The following is a 15,944-nucleotide window of genomic DNA, read 5'->3' as shown; positions in this document are numbered from 1 at the left end:
CCAGGATTGACTGCTGGCTCACCCGTCGTCGACGAGAGAGCCAAGCCATTGAATGTAAGGCCCTCTGACTCCGACCTGCTCGCACCACTCGACCTGGCGTTCTGGAACATCGAATCCCGCGAGCACCCCATGCACCTCGGGGCGCTCGGGATCTTCGCGGCCGGCTCGCCCGCCGCGGGTCGGCACGCGGCCGATCTGCTCGCGGCCCGCGCGGCCGGGGTACCCGGACTGCGCATGCGGATCCGCGACGTCTGGCAGCCGCTCGGCCTCCGGCAGGGCTTCGATCTGCGCCGACCCCTCGCCTTCGGCGGCGCCGCCCGTGAGCCCGCCCCCGACTTCGAGCCGCTCGACCACGTCCGTCTGCACGCCCCCGCCGCCGACTTCCACGCCGCCGCCGGCGCGCTCATGCAGCGGCCCCTGGAACGCGGCAGACCACCGTGGGAGGCCCACGTCGTGCCCGGCGTGGACGGCACCTCCTTCGCCGTGCTGTTCAAGTTCCACCACGCGCTGGCCGACGGGCTGCGGGCCCTGGCGCTCGCGGCGGCCGTCCTCGACCCCATGGACATGCCGGCGCCCCGCCCACGCCCCGCGGAGCCGGAGCGTGGCCTCCTCGCCGGCCTCGTCCCCGATGTGACGAAGCTGCCGGGACTGGTGCGCGGCGCGCTCACCGACGTGGGCCGGGCCCTCGACATCGGCGCCTCCGTCGCCCGCGCCACCTGGGACGTACGCTCCTCGGCCGCCCTGGTCTCGCAGCCCACCGGCACCCGCCGGGTCGCGGGCGTCGCGGTGGAGCTCGACGAGATCCACACGATCCGCAAGAGCGTGGGCGGCACCGTCAACGACGTCCTCATCGCCGTCGTCGCGGGCGCCCTGCGCCGCTGGCTCGACGAGCGCGGCGACGGCAGCGAAGGGGTGTCGCCCCGGGCGCTGATCCCCGTCTCCCGGCGGCGCCCGCGCACCGCGCACCCGCAGGGGAACCGGCTCTCCGGGTACCTGATACGGCTTCCCGTCGACGACCCGGACCCGCTCGCGCGGCTCGCCACCGTGCGGACGGCCATGAACCACAACAAGGACGCGGGCCCCAACCGGGGCGCGGGCGCCGTCGCCCTGCTCGCCGACCACGTCCCGGCGATCGGCCACCGGCTCGGCATGCCCGTCGTCGGCCAGGCGGCCCGGCTGCTCTTCGACATCCTGGTCACCAGCGTGCCGCTGCCCAGCCTCGGCATGACGCTCGGCGGCTGCCCGCTGACCGAGGTGTACCCGCTCGCCCCGCTGGCCCGCGGCCAGGCCCTCGCCGTCGCGGTGTCGACGTTCCGCGGACGCGTCCACTACGGGCTCGTCGCCGACGCGGAGGCCGTCCCGGACCTCGACCTGCTGGCCAAGTCGCTGACCGTGGAAGTGGCGGAACTGAACGCCGCGTGCGTGTCCTGAGACACATCCCGCGGGTCCGGAGGGGTCCGGTGGATATCCGGAGGGTTGTCTTCTCCGGGCCCGCGGGAGGCTGATCACAGGTCCGTGAGGGACCGGTGATCATCGCGGGTTTGGTGCCTTTGCCCTGTGCTCCGTAAAATTCCGCCTTCGTGAGCGAGCGCGGTTCGAGCGCCGCGGGAGAACCCTAGGAACGGCAACGGCGATGACGGTGACAGAGGACAGCCCGGCGGCACCCGCCGTGGAGACGGCGCAGGCCCCGGACGGTTCGTACGGTCCCGGTATCGACCCCGAGCGGCTGGCCGTCTGCCTCGCCGTGCTCGACGAGCTGGAGAAGATCGACGTCGACCACCCCGACGCGATCCGCGTGCGCCGCGCCACCGCGGGGATCTACCGCTCGGTCAAGCAGCGCCGCCGCCAGGAGCGCCGGGCCGCCAAGACCGCCCACGACAAGGCCGTCACCGAGGCCACCGCCACCGGCTCCGCCCAGCGTATCGACGACGAGACCGAGGGCGTCCTGCCGTCGTCCGTCACCGAGGCCGGCGCCATCGCGGGGATACTTCAGCGCCCGCGCTCCTGCTACACCTGCAAGGTCCGCTACACCGAGGTCGACTACTTCTACCACCAGCTCTGCCAGAAGTGCGCCGCCGAGAACCGCGCCCGCCGTGACGCCCGCACCGACCTCACCGGCAAGCGCGCGCTGCTCACCGGCGGACGCGCCAAGATCGGCATGTACATCGCGCTGCGGCTGCTGCGCGACGGCGCGCACACCACGATCACCACGCGTTTCCCGAACGACGCGATCCGCCGGTTCAAGGCCATGCCCGACAGCGACGAGTGGATCGGCCGGCTGAAGATCGTCGGGATCGACCTGCGCGACCCCGCCCAGGTCGTCGCGCTCGCCGACTCGGTCGCCGCCGCGGGGCCGCTCGACATCCTGATCAACAACGCCGCGCAGACCGTACGGCGCTCGCCGGGCGCCTACAGCGAGCTGGTCGCCGCCGAGGCGGGGCCCTTGCCCGCCGGTGAGCTGCCGCCCGCCGAGGTCATCGGCACGTTCGGCTCCGGGGCCGTGTCCGCGCTCCCCGTGGCCGGGGGCGGCGCGCTGACCGCGCAGGACGTGACCGACCTCGCGCTCGTCTCCGGCTCCGCCTCCCTGGAGCGGATCGCCGCGGGTACGGCCATCGACGCGGGCGGGCTCGTGCCCGATCTGCACGACACCAACAGCTGGATCCAGGCGGTCGAGGAGGTCACGCCGATCGAGCTGCTGGAGGTCCAGCTCTGCAACTCCACCGCGCCCTTCATCCTCATCAGCCGGCTGCGGGGGGCGATGGCGGCGGCCGAGGCCGGGCGGACGTACATCGTGAACGTGTCCGCCATGGAGGGTGTCTTCAACCGCGGTTACAAGGGCGCCGGGCATCCGCACACCAATATGGCCAAGGCCGCGCTCAACATGCTCACGCGCACCAGTGCGCAGGAGATGTTCGAGAAGGACGGCATCCTGATGACCGCCGTCGACACGGGGTGGATCACGGACGAGCGGCCGCATCCGGACAAGATGCGGCTGGCCGACGCGGGGTTCCATGCGCCGCTCGATCTCGTCGACGGGGCGGCGCGGGTGTACGACCCGATCGTGCGGGGGGAGCAGGGGGAGGATCTGTTCGGGGTCTTCTTGAAGGATTACGCGCCGGGTAAGTGGTAACGCGCTGCGTGGCGCTGCGCTGGGCTTGAACGGGGGTGGGGTGCCTGGGCGGCGGGGGAGTCTGCCGGTGCGTGGGGGCTGGGCGCGCAGTTCCCCGCGCCCCTGAGGGGGCGCCTCTCACGGGGTGGGTTCGTGGGCTCGGCGGACTCTTGTTCCGCCGTCCACCAGGAGGTCCGTGCCTGTGATCCACTGTGCTTCGTCCGAGGTCAGCCACAGGACTGCCCGGGCTATGTCCTCGGGTTCGCCCATGCGGCCCAGGGGGAGGTCGGCGGCGGGCTCCTGAGCCGGGCGGTCCCAGACGAAGCGGGCCATCTCGGTGCGGACGAGGCCGGGGGAGACCGAGTTGACCCGGACCCCGGGAGCCAGTTCGCCCGCCAACTGCTGGGTCAGGTGGAGCAGGGCCGCTTTGCTCGTGCCGTACGCGCCGAGGCGGGGGCCGACGTGTGTCGCGCCCTCGGTGCAGACGTTGACGACCGAGCCGCCGTGCTCGCGCATCCAGGCCCGCCACGCGTGCTGCGTCAGCCGCAACGGGGCCTCGACGTTGACCGTGAACGCCTCGCGCCACCGGTCCGGGTCGGCGTCCATGAGCGGGCCGTAGGGCTGGTTGGTCGCCGCGTTGTTCACCACCACGTCGATACGGCCGTACTCGTCCATCGCCAGCTCGGTCAGGCGGCGCAGATGAGCCGGATCGGCGACCGTGCCCGCCAGGCCCACGGCGTCGCCCAGCCGCGCGACGGCGCGGGCCAGCCCGTCGGCGTCCCGTGCCGTGACGCACACCCGCGCGCCCGCCGCCACGAACGCCTCGGCTACGGCCAGCCCGATCCCGCGCGAGGCCCCGGTGACGATGGCGACCCTGCCCTCGAATCCGTACGGCGACGTCATCCGCGTACCGTCTCATGACGGTCCGTCAGGTGACAGGGCCCGTCGTCGTTGAGCGTCGGGCGGTGCCTCGTGGTGGAGGGGCCGGTGGAGGGGTCAGTCGACCGCGCCCAGGCTGGCGTGCCGGGCCGAGACGAGTTCCAGTACCGTGCGCCAGTCCTCCAGCACTCCGGCGTCCAGGCCCGCGGTAAGGGCGGACTCGTCCGCCTGGCGCAGGGTCAGCACGTCCTCACCGGTCCGGCCGTCCGGGTTCTCCCCGTGGAGGCGGACCAGGCCGGAGACCCGTTCGCCCAGCAGGGGCCGGACCGCGTCGGCCGTGAGGTCGGCGTGGCCCGTGGGATCGGCCGGCCTCAGCAGTTGGCCGACGACGTGCACCAGCCCGGCCACCTGCAGTTCCTTGTCTGCCGGGCGGCTACGGCGCAGCAGCGCGGCGGTCTGCAGGGCGTGGTCGTGCAGATCGACCGGGGCACCGCCGAGGCAGGCGGTGCCCCGGGCTCCTCGGCAGGCGTGCAGCAGATCCATCAGCTCTTCGACTCTGCGCAGCTCCATGCGCCAGTCCTCCCTGCGGGCGAGAAAGGCCGTCGTCTCGCGCCAGCAGATCATGGCCAGATTTCAATCGGGCCAACGGGAACTGAACTGCACACCTGTCCGAGAACTCGTTCAGTGCCCCCTGTCGATCCACTCCTGGAGGTTCGGGGCCTCGGCGCCGACCGTCGTCGTGTCGCCGTGGCCGGTGCGGACCACCGTCCCGGCGGGCAGGTCGAGCAGGCGGGTCCTGATCGACTCCACGATCGTCGGGAAGTGGGAGAAGGACCGGCCCGTCGCGCCCGGACCGCCCTGGAAGAGGGTGTCGCCGGTGAAGACGGTGTCCAGCTCCGGGGCGTACAGGCACACGGCCCCCGGCGCGTGACCCGGTGTGTGCAGGACGGTCAGCTCCACGCCCGCCACGGCCAGCTTCTCGCCGTCGGACAGCTCGCCGTCCGGGAGGCGGTCCGGGTGCGTCTGCTTCCAGAGCGGGAGATCGTCCGGGTGGAGCAGGATCGGTGCGCCGGTGCGGGCCGCCAGGGCCGGGGCCGCGTCGATGTGGTCGTTGTGCGCGTGGGTGCAGACGATCGCGCGCAGGGTGCGGTCGCCCAGTGCCTCGGCGATCGCGTCCGCGTCGTGCGCCGCGTCGATGACGACCGCCTCGGTGTCGTCGCCCACGATCCATACGTTGTTGTCGACGTCCCAGGTGCCGCCGTCCAGGCTGAACGTGCCCGACGTGACCAGGTGCTCGATGCGTGCGGTGGTCACAGCTCCACCACCGATCGCAGGACGTCGCCCTGGTGCATGCGGTCGAAGGCCTGCTCGACCTCGTCGAGCGCGATGGTCTCCGTCACGAACGCGGCCAGGTCCAGGCGGCCCTGCTGATGGAGGTCGATCAGCATCGGGAAGTCCCGCGAGGGCAGGCAGTCGCCGTACCAGGAGGACTTCAGGCTGCCGCCGCGGCCGAAGACGTCCAGCAGGGGCAGTTCGAGCTTCATCTCCGGTGTGGGGACGCCGACCAGGACCACCGTGCCCGCGAGGTCGCGGGCGTAGAACGCCTGCTTGTACGTCTCCGGGCGGCCGACCGCCTCGATGACGACGTCCGCCCCGAAGCCGCCGGTCAGCTCGCGGATCGCCTCCACGGCGTCCGTCTCCTTGGAGTTGACGGTGTGGGTGGCGCCCATCGTGCGGGCCTTCTCCAGCTTCCGGTCGTCGATGTCGACGGCGATGATCTTCGCGGCGCCCGCGAGGTTCGCCCCGGCGATCGCCGCGTCGCCGACGCCGCCGCAGCCGATGACGGCGACGGAGTCGCCGCGGCCCACGTTGCCGGTGTTGATGGCCGCTCCGATGCCGGCCATCACGCCGCAGCCGAGCAGGCCGGCGACCGCCGGGGACACGGACGGGTCGACCTTGGTGCACTGGCCGGCCGCGACGAGGGTCTTCTCGGCGAAGGCGCCGATGCCCAGGGCGGGGGAGAGCTCGGTGCCGTCCTCCAGGGTCATCTTCTGCTTGGCGTTGTGCGTGTCGAAGCAGTACCAGGGGCGGCCGCGGAGACAGGCGCGGCACTGGCCGCAGACCGCTCGCCAGTTGAGGACCACGAAGTCGCCGGGGGCCACGTCGGTGACGCCCTCGCCGACGGACTCGACGACGCCCGCCGCCTCGTGGCCGAGGAGGAAGGGGTAGTCGTCGCTGATGCCGCCCTGCTTGTAGTGCAGGTCGGTGTGGCAGACCCCGCAGGCCTGGATCTTCACCACGGCCTCGCCGGGACCCGGGTCGGGGACGATGATCGTCCGGATCTGCACCGGCTCGTTCTTGCCGGGGGCGATGACACCGCGTACCTGCTGGGCGGCCATGTCGGGCTCCTTCACATGGACAGTGGGGCGCTGATCATGTTGGCACAGGGCTGGACGAGTGCGTCATCGCCTGTGGACAACCAAGGATGACTCCAGATGGTTACAGCTTGTTTTCAGCCCCATCGAGCGGCGGGCCGCTCATTTGGTTACTCTGTGCGGGACGGACAGCTCATTTGGGTCCCACCCACACCCACGGTCCGTCCCGGGACAAGCCAGTCACCACGGCCTGCTCTCATGCGAGTTGACCGGCGCCACCGCGTCCGAAGTGCCCTTGTTCAGACCCGAGCGGACGCAGGCGACCGGTAGCGGAGTGGTCCTGTGCGCCCCGAGGGTGACCCGACACATAAGGAGTGCGCGGTGACACCGGAGACGACGAATCTCGATCAAGGCCGCCAAGGCCAAGGCCTCAAGGAGTGGACAGAGGTCACGGACCGGGCGGAGAAGCTCGGCAGCCTGGACGTGTGGGCCAGGTCCGCGCCCATCCGGCTGGCGGGCTACGAGGACGATCTGGCCGAGCCGCATATCCTGCCCAGCGTGGACTGACCGCTGGGCCTGTCCCGGCCGGGACCCGGCCCGCCGCCTGGCGTTGGTGGGTGGGTCGGGGCCGTGCCGGTACGTCGAGCCCGTCGCCTTCCGGGTGTACCGCTCCAAGAATCGAAGAGTGCGGTCGATTGCAGGAGCCCTATGCGACGGGCTGCGACGTACCGGCACGGCCCGCTCCCGTGATCTCGCGGGTGCCGGGTCGTGCCAAACTTGTATCCATGCTGATCAGAGACGCCGTGGCCGACGACTGGGCGCGGATCTGGCCCTTCTGGCACCGCATCGTGGCCGCCGGGGAGACCTACGCCTGGGATCCGGACACCTCCGAGGTGGATGCCCGGGCGCTGTGGATGGCGCCGGGCAAGCGGGTGTTCGTCGCCGAGGACGAGGTTGCGGGCGTCGTCCTGGGCTCCGCCTACGTCACGCCCAACTACGGCGGGCCCGCGGCCGATGTCGCCAACGCCGGTTTCATGGTCGACCCGGACCAGACGGGTCGGGGCGTCGGCCGGGCCCTGGCGGAGCACGTGCTACGAACGGCCGAGGCCGACGGCTACCGGGCGATGGTCTTCAACGCCGTCGTGGAGACCAACCCCGCCGTGAAACTGTGGACCTCGTTGGGCTTCGAGATCGTAGGCACGATCCCGACCGCTTTCACCCACCCGACGAAAGGAAAAGTCGGCCTGCACGTCATGCACCGACTGCTCTGACGAACGCAAACTTCCTTGACTCGGGTGCCGGCCGTCTCATGGGTGCAGCGACTGGGGCGTTCATCTGCTTCTCGTGGCGCAGCGACTTGGGCGCCCATCTGCCTTTTTAGGGGCGCGGGGAACTGCGCGATCAGCCCCCACCGGCCGGCACCCGACCGGCGACCCGCGCCTCCCGGCTCTCGCCCCCGGCAGGCGACCGCCTGTTTTTTAGGGGCGCGGGGAACTGCGCGATCAGCCCCCACCGGCCGGCACCCGACCGGCGACCCGCGCCTCCCGGCTCTCGCCCCGGGCAGGAGGCCGCCTGTTTTTCAGGGGCGCGGGGAACTGCGCGATCAGCCCCCACCGACCCGCACCCGACCGACAACCCCTACCCCCCGACCCCCACCCCCAGCGGAGCCACCCGCGTCCAGGGGCGCAACCCCTCCAGCTCCCCGGCCACCCGCAGGAGAACCCCCTCGCTCACCGGCCGCCCCACCAGCTGGACAGCACCCGGCAGACCCGACGGCAACACCCCGAACGGCACCACCATCGCCGGCCACCCCGTCAGATTCCACGGTGGAGTCAAGGGTGAGTACGCGGTGTTGACCAGAACGTTCCGCACCCACCCCCGCTTGTGCCAGTCGGCCGCCGCAGGCCCCCGCCGCGCCAGCGCGGGCGTGAGCAGCACGTCGTGCTCCGCGAAGAACGGCCCGAGCCGCTCCCGCAGCTGCTGCCGGCGCACCCCGGTCCGTACCGAGTCCACGAACCGGCGCCCCAGCCCCGCGTGCACCCGCGTCCGCGGCGCCAGCCGCCGTGGATCGAGCCCCTCCGCGTCCACCGCCGTCCCGGCCGTCCAGTGCGCCAGCGAGGTCGTACTCAGCCACACCGGATACGGCGGATCCGCGCGCCGCACCCGATGCCCCGCCCCGGCGAGCAACCGGGCCGCCTCACGCGCTCCGGCCGCGTAGGGCCGGGTGACGGCGACGCCCGCGAGAGGGCTGCGGACGGAGACCGCGACGGAGAGAGGGGCTGCCTCCTCGGCGCGTACGGAGTCCGCTGCGGCCAGTACCGAGAACATCAGGCCGGCGTCCTCGACCGTCGTCGCCAGCGGCCCGTTCTCCGACATGCCGAACCAGTCGCTGTGGCCGATGCCCGCCGGGATCGTGCCGTGGCCAGGCTTCAGGCCTATCAGGCCGCAGTTGGCGGCGGGTATCCGCAGCGACCCCATGCCGTCGTTGCCGAGCGCCAGGGGGACCATCCCCGCGGCGACCGCCGCCGCGCTGCCCCCGGAGGAGCCGCCCGCCGTGCGTGTGGTGTCCCACGGGTTGCGGGCCGTGCCGTACACGCCCTCCGTGGTGCCGAAGACGCACAGTTCGGGCACGTTCGTCACGCCCACCACGACGGCCCCCGCCGCCCGCAGCCTGGCCACCGTGACGTGGTCCTCCGCCGCCGGGGTGGCCGGGCTCGCCGCGCTGCCGTTGCGGGTGGACTCGCCGCGTACGGCCAGGTTGTCCTTGACCGCCACCGGTACGCCCGCCAGGGGGAGGTCGGCCAGGTCCGCCCGGGCCGCCACCTCGTCCGCCTCGGTGAGCGCGGCCGCCGCGCGTACGTGGCGGAAGGCGCCCACGCGCGCGTCGAGCAGCTCGATCCGCGCGAGGTGCTCGGCCACCACCTCGCGCGGCGTGACCCTCTTCTCGCGGACGGCGGCGGCGATCTCGGCGGCGGTCCGGCCGATCCAGCTGGTCACGGCGGCTCCTCGGGGCGTGGTCCTGTTGATGAGCAATGAGCACCACTGGCTAGTACTGGTGGGTACTGGTGAGTACGAGAAGTACTGTGCCCGGCTCCGGGGCTCCCGTCGAGAGTCGTTCGGCCGGAGGTCGTCGTGTCCGGACGCGCTTGGACATTCGCTGCGGTCCTCTTGGACTTTTGGCGGTGCGTCCGGCTGCCTGTTCGTGCGGAGTGGCAGGTCATCCGACCTCTGCCCCAACTCGGCTCCCACCTGACCCCATTGACATGCCCTGAAGGCGGCTCAATCATCACACCTCCGATGAATGGGAGGTGCCCGTGAGTACGGACGTCAAGAGTGCGTATCCAGGCAGGAGTGCGTCCCCGAGACGGTCCCGGCTGGTCGGTGTCCTGACGGCACTCCTGCTGCTCGCGGCGCCTGTCCCCGTGGCAGGCGCGGAGGCGATGGCTCCGGTGGCCGATCCCGTGGCCCCTGTCACCGTTCCCGCCCTGACCGACTGGACGCCGGGGGAGGGGTATTACGCGTATGAGGGGGGTGGTGGTGTTCGTGGTGATCGCGGAACGCGTCTTGTCGCCGGTGGGGAGGTGGAGCGTCGCGTCGCGGACACCCTTGCCGATGATCTGCGTGCGGCCGGGCGCGGGACCGTTCCGGTCGTGGGTGGGGGAGCGCGTACGGGTGACATCGTTGTCGATGTCGTGCCCGGCAAGGCCGTGTTGGGGGACGAGGGGTACGAACTCCGCGTGGGCAAACGGCTGTCGGTGACCGCCGCCACTGAGACAGGTGCCTTCTACGGGACTCGGACCGTTCTTCAACTGCTCGCGCAGGGAGACCGGTTGCCCGCCGGACGCACCGTCGACGTGCCCCGGTACGAGGAGCGGGGTGTCGGCGTCTGCGCCTGTTACGTCCACATCACCACCGAGTGGCTGGAGAACCTCGTACGCGACATGGCGTACCACAAGCTCAACCAGCTGCTGCTCGAACTGAAGGTGAAGAGCGACGCGCACCCCGAGGCCAACACCTGGGGCTACTACACCAAGGACGAGATACGCCGGCTCGTCGCCCTCGGCGAGAAGTACCACGTCAGTATCGTTCCGGAGATCAACTCCCCGGGGCACATGGACCCCTGGATCGAGAACCGGCCCGATCTCCAGCTCACCGACTCCGACGGCAACAAGCAGCCCTCCCGGCTCGACATCACGCGCCCCGAGGCCTTCGCCTACTACACGAGCCTGATGGACGAGTACGCGCAGGTGTTCACGGCCGACTCCTGGCACATGGGCGCCGACGAGTACATGCTCGGCTCCGACTTCGCCAAGTACCCGCAGGTCCTGGAGTACGCCCGGGCCAAGTACGGCGCGGACGCCACCCCGCAGGACGCCTTCATCGACTTCGTCAACCGGGTCCACTCCTACGCGGCGGACAAGGGGAAGGAACTGCGGATCTGGAACGACGGTCTCACCGGCGCCAACACCGTGCCCGTCACGGCCGGTACGACGGTCGAGCACTGGCTGAACGTGGCGACGAAGCCCAGCCAACTGCGTTCTCAGGGCTACCCGTTGATGAACGCGGCGTACGCCCTTTATCTCGTGCGGGGCGGATTCCACTCGGACACCAAGGGGCTGTACGACCAGAGTTGGGATCCGCGCAGCTTCGAGGGCGAGAAGCTCGCCTCCCGCGAGGGGATCACCGGCGCGAAGATCAGCCTCTGGCCCGACAACGGCCGTGGCGAGACCGAGAACGAGGTCGCGGAGGACACCGATCCGGCTCTGCGCCATCTTGCCCAGGCCACCTGGGGCTCGCCCCGTCCGGACGCCACGTACGCCGAATTCACCGCTCGCGCCGAGGCCGTGGGTCACGCGCCCGGTTGGCGCGACCTCACCCGTGTACCGGTCGCGAACGGCACGTACACCTTCCGCTCGGGGGCCGAGAGCGTCACGGCCGAGGTCGAGCGCACCCCGGACGGCTACGTGACCCTGCGCACTGCGAACGGCTGCCTGGAGGTGCGCGGCGGCAAGCTCACGCTCAACGTGCCGCTGCAGCCGGGAGTCGAGGTGTCCCAGCAGACGTGCGACGACGCGAACACCGTGCAGCGCTGGCAGTTGGTGCCGGTGGGACGTGGTTACCGGCTCGTCAACGCGATCACGCAGATGGCTGTGCATGTCGGCGACGACGGACGGCTCGTCCAGTATCCGCCTGACCGGCGGGGCGCAGCCGTATGGCAGGTGACGGCCGACTGACCCGGAGCCCCGCCGTCCTCCGTCTCCACCCCCTGACCTGAGGAGTGCGACCCCCATGGCAGTCTCCAGACGTCTCTTCGTGACGGCCGCCGCGGCACTCGTGGCGTCCAGCGGTACGTCCCTGGCCCTCGCGCCCACCGCCTCCGCGGCCCCCGCCCCGCCTAACGAGCCGTGGTACCGGATCCCCGTCGGCCCCGACGACTCCCCGGACGAGCTGGTCTGCAAGGCGTCCCAAGTCCGGCCCACGGAACGGCAGATCGCCTGGCAGGCCCTCGAACGCACCGCCTTCCTCCACTTCGGGGTGAACACCTTCACCGGTCTCGAATGGGGCACCGGGGACGAGGATCCCGACGTCTTCCAGCCGGTCGGCCTCGACACCGACCAGTGGGCCCGCGCCCTGCGCGACGGCGGCTTCAAGCTGGCCATCCTCACCGTCAAGCACCACGACGGGTTCGTGCTCTACCCGTCCCGGTACACCGACCACTCGGTGGCATCCAGTAGTTGGCAGGACGGGCGAGGGGATGTCCTGCGGTCGTTCGCCGACTCCATGCGGCGTCATGGGCTCAAGGTCGGCGTCTACATCTCACCGGCCGACGAGAACCAGTACCTCCACGGCGTGTACGCCAACGGCAGCGCCCGCTCCGAGCGCACCATCCCCACTCCGGTCCCCGGGGACGACCGCCCGGACGGGCCGACCTTCACTCTCCCGGCCACCGACTACGGCGCCCACATGCTCGACCAGCTCTACGAGGTCCTCACCGAGTACGGGCCGGTCGACGAGGTCTGGTTCGACGGCGCCCAGGGCCGTATCCCGCCGGACAAGGTCGAGACGTACGACTGGGACAGCTGGTACACACTCATCCGGACCCTCGCGCCGGACGCCGCGGTCGCCGTCTCCGGACCCGATGTGCGCTGGGTCGGCAACGAGGGCGGGCTGGCCCGCGAGAACGAGTGGAGCGTCGTACCCGTCCAGGAGAAGGCCAACGGACGCATGGACTTCGCGCTCTCGTACGACGCGCCGGACATGGGCGGCCGGGACGCCCTGGTCGCGGCCCAGCCCGTGGCCGACCACCTCCAGTGGTGGCCGGCCGAGGCCGATGTGTCGATCCGGGACGGCTGGTTCTACCACGCCGACCAACAGCCCAAGTCGGTGCAGCAGTTGACTGACATCTACTTCGGCTCGGTGGGCCGCAACGCGGTCCTGCTGCTCAACATCCCGCCGGACGACGAGGGCCGACTTCCGGCAGCGGACGTCGCCCGCCTGCGGGAGTTCCGCGAGCGCATCGACAGGGAACTGCCGGAGGATCTGGCACACGGGGCGCGCACCACCCGCTCCCCGGGCACGATCACGGTGGACCTGGGCCGCTCCCGCGAGATCGACCGCATCCGCCTCGCGGAGGACACCCGCCACGGCCAGCAGGTGGAGTCGTTCGTGATCGAGGCCCACACCGACGGAGCCTGGAAGCACGTGACAGAGGCAGGCACGATCGGTGCCAGCCGCATCCTGCTCCTACCGACCCCGATCAGCGCCAGCCGCTGGAGGCTACGGGTGACAGCTTCCCGTCGCACCCCTCACCTGGCCAGGTTCGAACTGCACCGCTCCCACCTCTGAAGCAAGGGCCCCTTGCCCGGGGGCGCGGGGAACGGCGCGAGCAACCACGACGGACCCGCACTCAACAACGAACCCCCGCCCCCGGTTTCTAAGGGGCGCGGGGAACGGCGCGAGCAACCACAACGAGCCCGCACCCGACAACGAACCCCCGCCCCCCTCCCCGCTCAAGCGCCGCAGGCCCCGCAGGGCCCCGTACTGTCGCGTTCGATCAACCCCGGCACCGGCACCCCCACAGCCCGCGCAGGCCCCCCGTCCAGCAACGACGTCAACTCCGCGGCAGCGGTCCGGCCGAACGCCACCGTGTCGCGGGACAGCGCCGACAGCCACGGCTTGACCATGCGGCACAGTGCCGAGTCCTCCCAGGCCACGACCGACACGTCACCCGGTACGGAGAAGCCCAGCTCCGTCGCGGCGGCGACCCCGGCGACGGCCATCACGTCGTTGTCGTAGACCAGCGCGGTCGGTGGCGCCCCGCCACCCAGCACGCCGCCCTCCAGGACGCGGCGCGTCACCGCCGCGCCCTCCGCGTCGGAGTAGTCCGTGGTCACCGAGCACACCTCGGCGAGCCCTCGCCGGTCCGCCTCGGCGCGCAGCGTACGGATGCGCCGCTCCGTGTGCGCGAGGCCGGGCAGACCCGCGATGTGCACGATCCGCCGGTGACCGAGTTCGTACAGCCGTCCCACCACGGACGCCATCGCGCCCGCGTCGTCCGCCCAGACCGTGGAGAGACCTGGATGCCGCGCGTCCGGCGCCCCGCCGATGACCACCGCCGGCAGTCCCAGTTCGTCGAGCAGGTCGGGGCGCGCGTCGTCGGTCCGCGGGTCGACGACCAGCACACCGTCCACGCGGTGCTCGGCCCACCAGCGCCGGTACACCGCGCACTCGTCGTCGACGTCCTCGACCACCTGGAAGAGCAGCCCGAGGTGACGCTCGGCCAGCACCTCCTGGATGCCCGAGATGAGCTGCAGGAAGAACGAGTCCACGCCGAGCGTGTCCGCGGGCCTCGCCAGGACGAGCCCGACCGTCGCCGTGCCCTCGCCGGACAGCTGGCGCGCCGCCGTGCTGGGCCGCCAGCCCAGTTGTTCGGCGACCCGGCGCACCCGGTCACGGGTGATCTCGGAGACCCCGGGCCGGTCGTTGAGCGCGAACGAGACCGCGCTCTCGGAGACCCCGGCGCGCTGCGCGATGTCCTTCATCGTCGGCCGGCGCGCGGGAGACCGCTTGGCTGGCACCTGCTCCCCATTCCACTAAAGCGCTTGAGTCAGGACAGCCTAAAGCGCATTAGTGATCTGTTGCAAGCGGGGTGTAACAACTGCTCTGAGCTGGCCATATGTCGAACTAATGAATTTAGCGGGGCGGAATCCATTGACTTCCCCGCCGCGCAGGATGCAAGGTCTGCCCGTCACCCCTGACCCACACCGTCGCAAAGGAGCCCGGTCACCGTGCGCATGCCTCGCAGAGCACTCGCCGCCGCTGTCGTCGCCCTGGTCCTGCCGCTCAGCGCCTGCGGCTCCGGGGGTGACGACAGCGGTTCCACGGACGCCTCCGGCAAGGTCGAGGGCGACATCACCTTCCAGACCTGGAACCTGCGGGCCAACTTCAAGCCGTACTTCGAGGGTCTGGTCGCCGACTTCGAGAAGAAGTACCCCGGTACGAACGTGAAGTGGGTCGACCAGCCCGCCGAGGGCTACGCCGACAAGATCAGCGCCGACGCGGCCGGCGGCACCCTGCCCGACGTCGTGAACGTCTCGCCCGACCTCGTCGCCCCGCTCGCCAAGGCGGGCCTCGCGCTCGACCTCGACAAGGCCGCCGCGAAGTACAAGAAGGAGTACCTCCCGGGTGCGTGGGCCAGCCACGAGATACCGGGCACGGAGGGCACGTACGCCTTCCCGTGGTACCTGAACACCGGCCCGCTCTTCTACAACAAGTCGCTGTTCAAGGAGGCCGGCCTGGACGCCGCGAAGCCTCCGAAGACGTACGACGAACTCTTCGACGACGCGCTGGAGCTGGCCGACAAGAGCGACGGCAAGGTCGCGACCCTGGCGAACGTGCCCACCATCGAGGACTTCGGCCGGTACGGCGTCGAGCTGATGAACAAGGAGGGCACGGCCTTCGCCTTCAACGACGCCAAGGGCGTGGAACTCCTCACCAAGTACAAGGAGTTGTACGACGCCAAGGCCCTCGACCCGCAGGCGCTGACCGCCACCCCCGAGTCGTCCGGCAAGAAGTTCCTCACCGGGGCCGTCGCCATGAACCCGGGCAGCGCCCTGGACCTCGGCAACTTCAAGAAGCAGGCGCCGAACCTCTACAAGAACATCGGCATCACCGACCAGATCACCAGCACCGGCAAGGTCAACATGTATGTGATGGGCGTGATGGTGAACGCCCAGACCAAGCAGAAGCCCGCCGCCGTCGCCTTCGCGCACTTCGTCACCGACGCGCAGAACCAGATGTCGTTCGCCAAGAAGGTCGCGATCTTCCCGAGCACCGCCGGTTCGCTCGACGACCCGTACTTCACCGAGGAGGACGGCACCGATGAGACCCGGGTGCGGATCGCCGCCGCCAAGTCCCTGAAGAACGCCGTCAACTACACGCCGGTGCTGTTCAGCGAGCAGATGAAGACCGAACTGCGCAACTCCGTCGCCAAGGCGCTGCAGGGCAAGGTGAGCCCGAAGGAAGCTCTCGACAACGCTGTCAAGGCGTGTGACCGCCTGCTCCAGCAGCAGGGCTGACCG

At 70.9% G+C, this 15,944-nt stretch carries 13 protein-coding genes; 7 read left to right on the top strand and 6 right to left on the bottom strand.

Translation table 11 applies throughout. The annotated features are described in order from the left end of the window. The first annotated feature begins 48 nt into the window (after window positions 1-48). Window positions 49-1,431: a wax ester/triacylglycerol synthase family O-acyltransferase gene (locus tag J8N05_RS27290; protein WP_210887159.1), complete on the top strand. Its 1,383-nt coding sequence runs from the start codon at window positions 49-51 to the stop codon at window positions 1,429-1,431. A gap of 202 nt (window positions 1,432-1,633) precedes the next feature. Continuing rightward, on the top strand, window positions 1,634-3,130 hold the full coding sequence (locus J8N05_RS27285; protein WP_210887155.1) for an SDR family oxidoreductase: 1,497 nt from the start codon (window positions 1,634-1,636) through the stop codon (window positions 3,128-3,130). A gap of 117 nt (window positions 3,131-3,247) precedes the next feature. On the opposite strand, the gene J8N05_RS27280 is transcribed toward J8N05_RS27285, so the two are convergent. The 4 genes from J8N05_RS27280 to J8N05_RS27265 form a co-directional block, all read right to left on the bottom strand. Beyond that, the gene (locus J8N05_RS27280; RefSeq protein ID WP_210887152.1) at window positions 3,248-4,012 is read right to left on the bottom strand and encodes an SDR family oxidoreductase; all 765 of its coding nucleotides are present in this window, start codon (window positions 4,010-4,012) and stop codon (window positions 3,248-3,250) included. A gap of 93 nt (window positions 4,013-4,105) precedes the next feature. After that, window positions 4,106-4,558, bottom strand: a complete 453-nt coding sequence (locus tag J8N05_RS27275; RefSeq protein WP_210890421.1) for a hypothetical protein — start codon at window positions 4,556-4,558, stop codon at window positions 4,106-4,108. A 111-nt stretch (window positions 4,559-4,669) separates the two neighbouring features. After that, window positions 4,670-5,302 (bottom strand): MBL fold metallo-hydrolase, encoded by a 633-nt coding sequence (locus J8N05_RS27270; protein ID WP_210887149.1) that lies wholly within the window; start codon window positions 5,300-5,302, stop codon window positions 4,670-4,672. Continuing rightward, window positions 5,299-6,387, bottom strand: coding sequence for an S-(hydroxymethyl)mycothiol dehydrogenase (locus tag J8N05_RS27265; RefSeq protein ID WP_210887146.1), 1,089 nt, complete (start codon window positions 6,385-6,387; stop codon window positions 5,299-5,301). The genes J8N05_RS27270 and J8N05_RS27265 overlap by 4 nt, the downstream gene beginning before the upstream one ends. Before the next feature lie 357 nt (window positions 6,388-6,744). On the opposite strand from J8N05_RS27265, the gene J8N05_RS27260 reads away from it, so the two are divergent. Together J8N05_RS27260 and J8N05_RS27255 are read left to right on the top strand one after the other, a co-directional pair. After that, window positions 6,745-6,930 carry a hypothetical protein gene (locus tag J8N05_RS27260; protein WP_210887143.1) on the top strand — a complete coding sequence of 62 codons (186 nt, stop codon included), beginning with the start codon at window positions 6,745-6,747 and terminating at the stop codon, window positions 6,928-6,930. A gap of 218 nt (window positions 6,931-7,148) precedes the next feature. Further along, the gene (locus tag J8N05_RS27255; RefSeq protein ID WP_210887140.1) at window positions 7,149-7,634 is read left to right on the top strand and encodes a GNAT family N-acetyltransferase; all 486 of its coding nucleotides are present in this window, start codon (window positions 7,149-7,151) and stop codon (window positions 7,632-7,634) included. Window positions 7,635-8,001: 367 nt separating this feature from the next. On the opposite strand, the gene J8N05_RS27250 is transcribed toward J8N05_RS27255, so the two are convergent. Next, the gene (locus J8N05_RS27250) at window positions 8,002-9,360 is read right to left on the bottom strand and encodes an amidase (protein WP_210887136.1); all 1,359 of its coding nucleotides are present in this window, start codon (window positions 9,358-9,360) and stop codon (window positions 8,002-8,004) included. A 443-nt stretch (window positions 9,361-9,803) separates the two neighbouring features. On the opposite strand from J8N05_RS27250, the gene J8N05_RS27245 reads away from it, so the two are divergent. Continuing rightward, window positions 9,804-11,597 (top strand): family 20 glycosylhydrolase, encoded by a 1,794-nt coding sequence (locus tag J8N05_RS27245; protein WP_210890420.1) that lies wholly within the window; start codon window positions 9,804-9,806, stop codon window positions 11,595-11,597. A 55-nt stretch (window positions 11,598-11,652) separates the two neighbouring features. After that, entirely contained in the window at window positions 11,653-13,209 is a 1,557-nt protein-coding gene (locus tag J8N05_RS27240) for an alpha-L-fucosidase (protein ID WP_210887133.1), read from the top strand. A gap of 164 nt (window positions 13,210-13,373) precedes the next feature. On the opposite strand, the gene J8N05_RS27235 is transcribed toward J8N05_RS27240, so the two are convergent. Continuing rightward, complete coding sequence (locus J8N05_RS27235) at window positions 13,374-14,441, bottom strand: LacI family DNA-binding transcriptional regulator (RefSeq protein ID WP_210887130.1); 1,068 nt, start codon at window positions 14,439-14,441, stop codon at window positions 13,374-13,376. A gap of 216 nt (window positions 14,442-14,657) precedes the next feature. Here J8N05_RS27235 and J8N05_RS27230 point away from each other — a divergent pair, with 216 nt between their 5' ends. Further along, complete coding sequence (locus tag J8N05_RS27230) at window positions 14,658-15,941, top strand: ABC transporter substrate-binding protein (protein ID WP_210890418.1); 1,284 nt, start codon at window positions 14,658-14,660, stop codon at window positions 15,939-15,941. Window positions 15,942-15,944: the final 3 nt, after the last annotated feature.

The sequence above is a fragment of the Streptomyces liliiviolaceus genome (assembly GCF_018070025.1).
In the GTDB taxonomy this organism is placed as follows: domain Bacteria; phylum Actinomycetota; class Actinomycetes; order Streptomycetales; family Streptomycetaceae; genus Streptomyces; species Streptomyces liliiviolaceus.
The sequence above is the reverse complement of the archived record's forward strand: the minus strand, read 5'-3'. Positions and strand labels throughout refer to the sequence as shown.

Excerpts from the sequence above, each read along its gene's own strand:
- J8N05_RS27265 (WP_210887146.1), bottom strand. The coding sequence starts at position 6,387 with ATGGCCGCCCAGCAGGTACGCGGTGTCATCGCCCCCGGCAAGAACGAG.
- J8N05_RS27285 (WP_210887155.1), top strand. The coding sequence starts at position 1,634 with ATGACGGTGACAGAGGACAGCCCGGCGGCACCCGCCGTGGAGACGGCG.
- J8N05_RS27230 (WP_210890418.1), top strand. The coding sequence starts at position 14,658 with ATGCCTCGCAGAGCACTCGCCGCCGCTGTCGTCGCCCTGGTCCTGCCG.
- J8N05_RS27245 (WP_210890420.1), top strand. The coding sequence starts at position 9,804 with ATGGCTCCGGTGGCCGATCCCGTGGCCCCTGTCACCGTTCCCGCCCTG.
- J8N05_RS27280 (WP_210887152.1), bottom strand. The coding sequence starts at position 4,012 with ATGACGTCGCCGTACGGATTCGAGGGCAGGGTCGCCATCGTCACCGGG.
- J8N05_RS27255 (WP_210887140.1), top strand. The coding sequence starts at position 7,149 with ATGCTGATCAGAGACGCCGTGGCCGACGACTGGGCGCGGATCTGGCCC.
- J8N05_RS27275 (WP_210890421.1), bottom strand. The coding sequence starts at position 4,558 with ATGGAGCTGCGCAGAGTCGAAGAGCTGATGGATCTGCTGCACGCCTGC.
- J8N05_RS27240 (WP_210887133.1), top strand. The coding sequence starts at position 11,653 with ATGGCAGTCTCCAGACGTCTCTTCGTGACGGCCGCCGCGGCACTCGTG.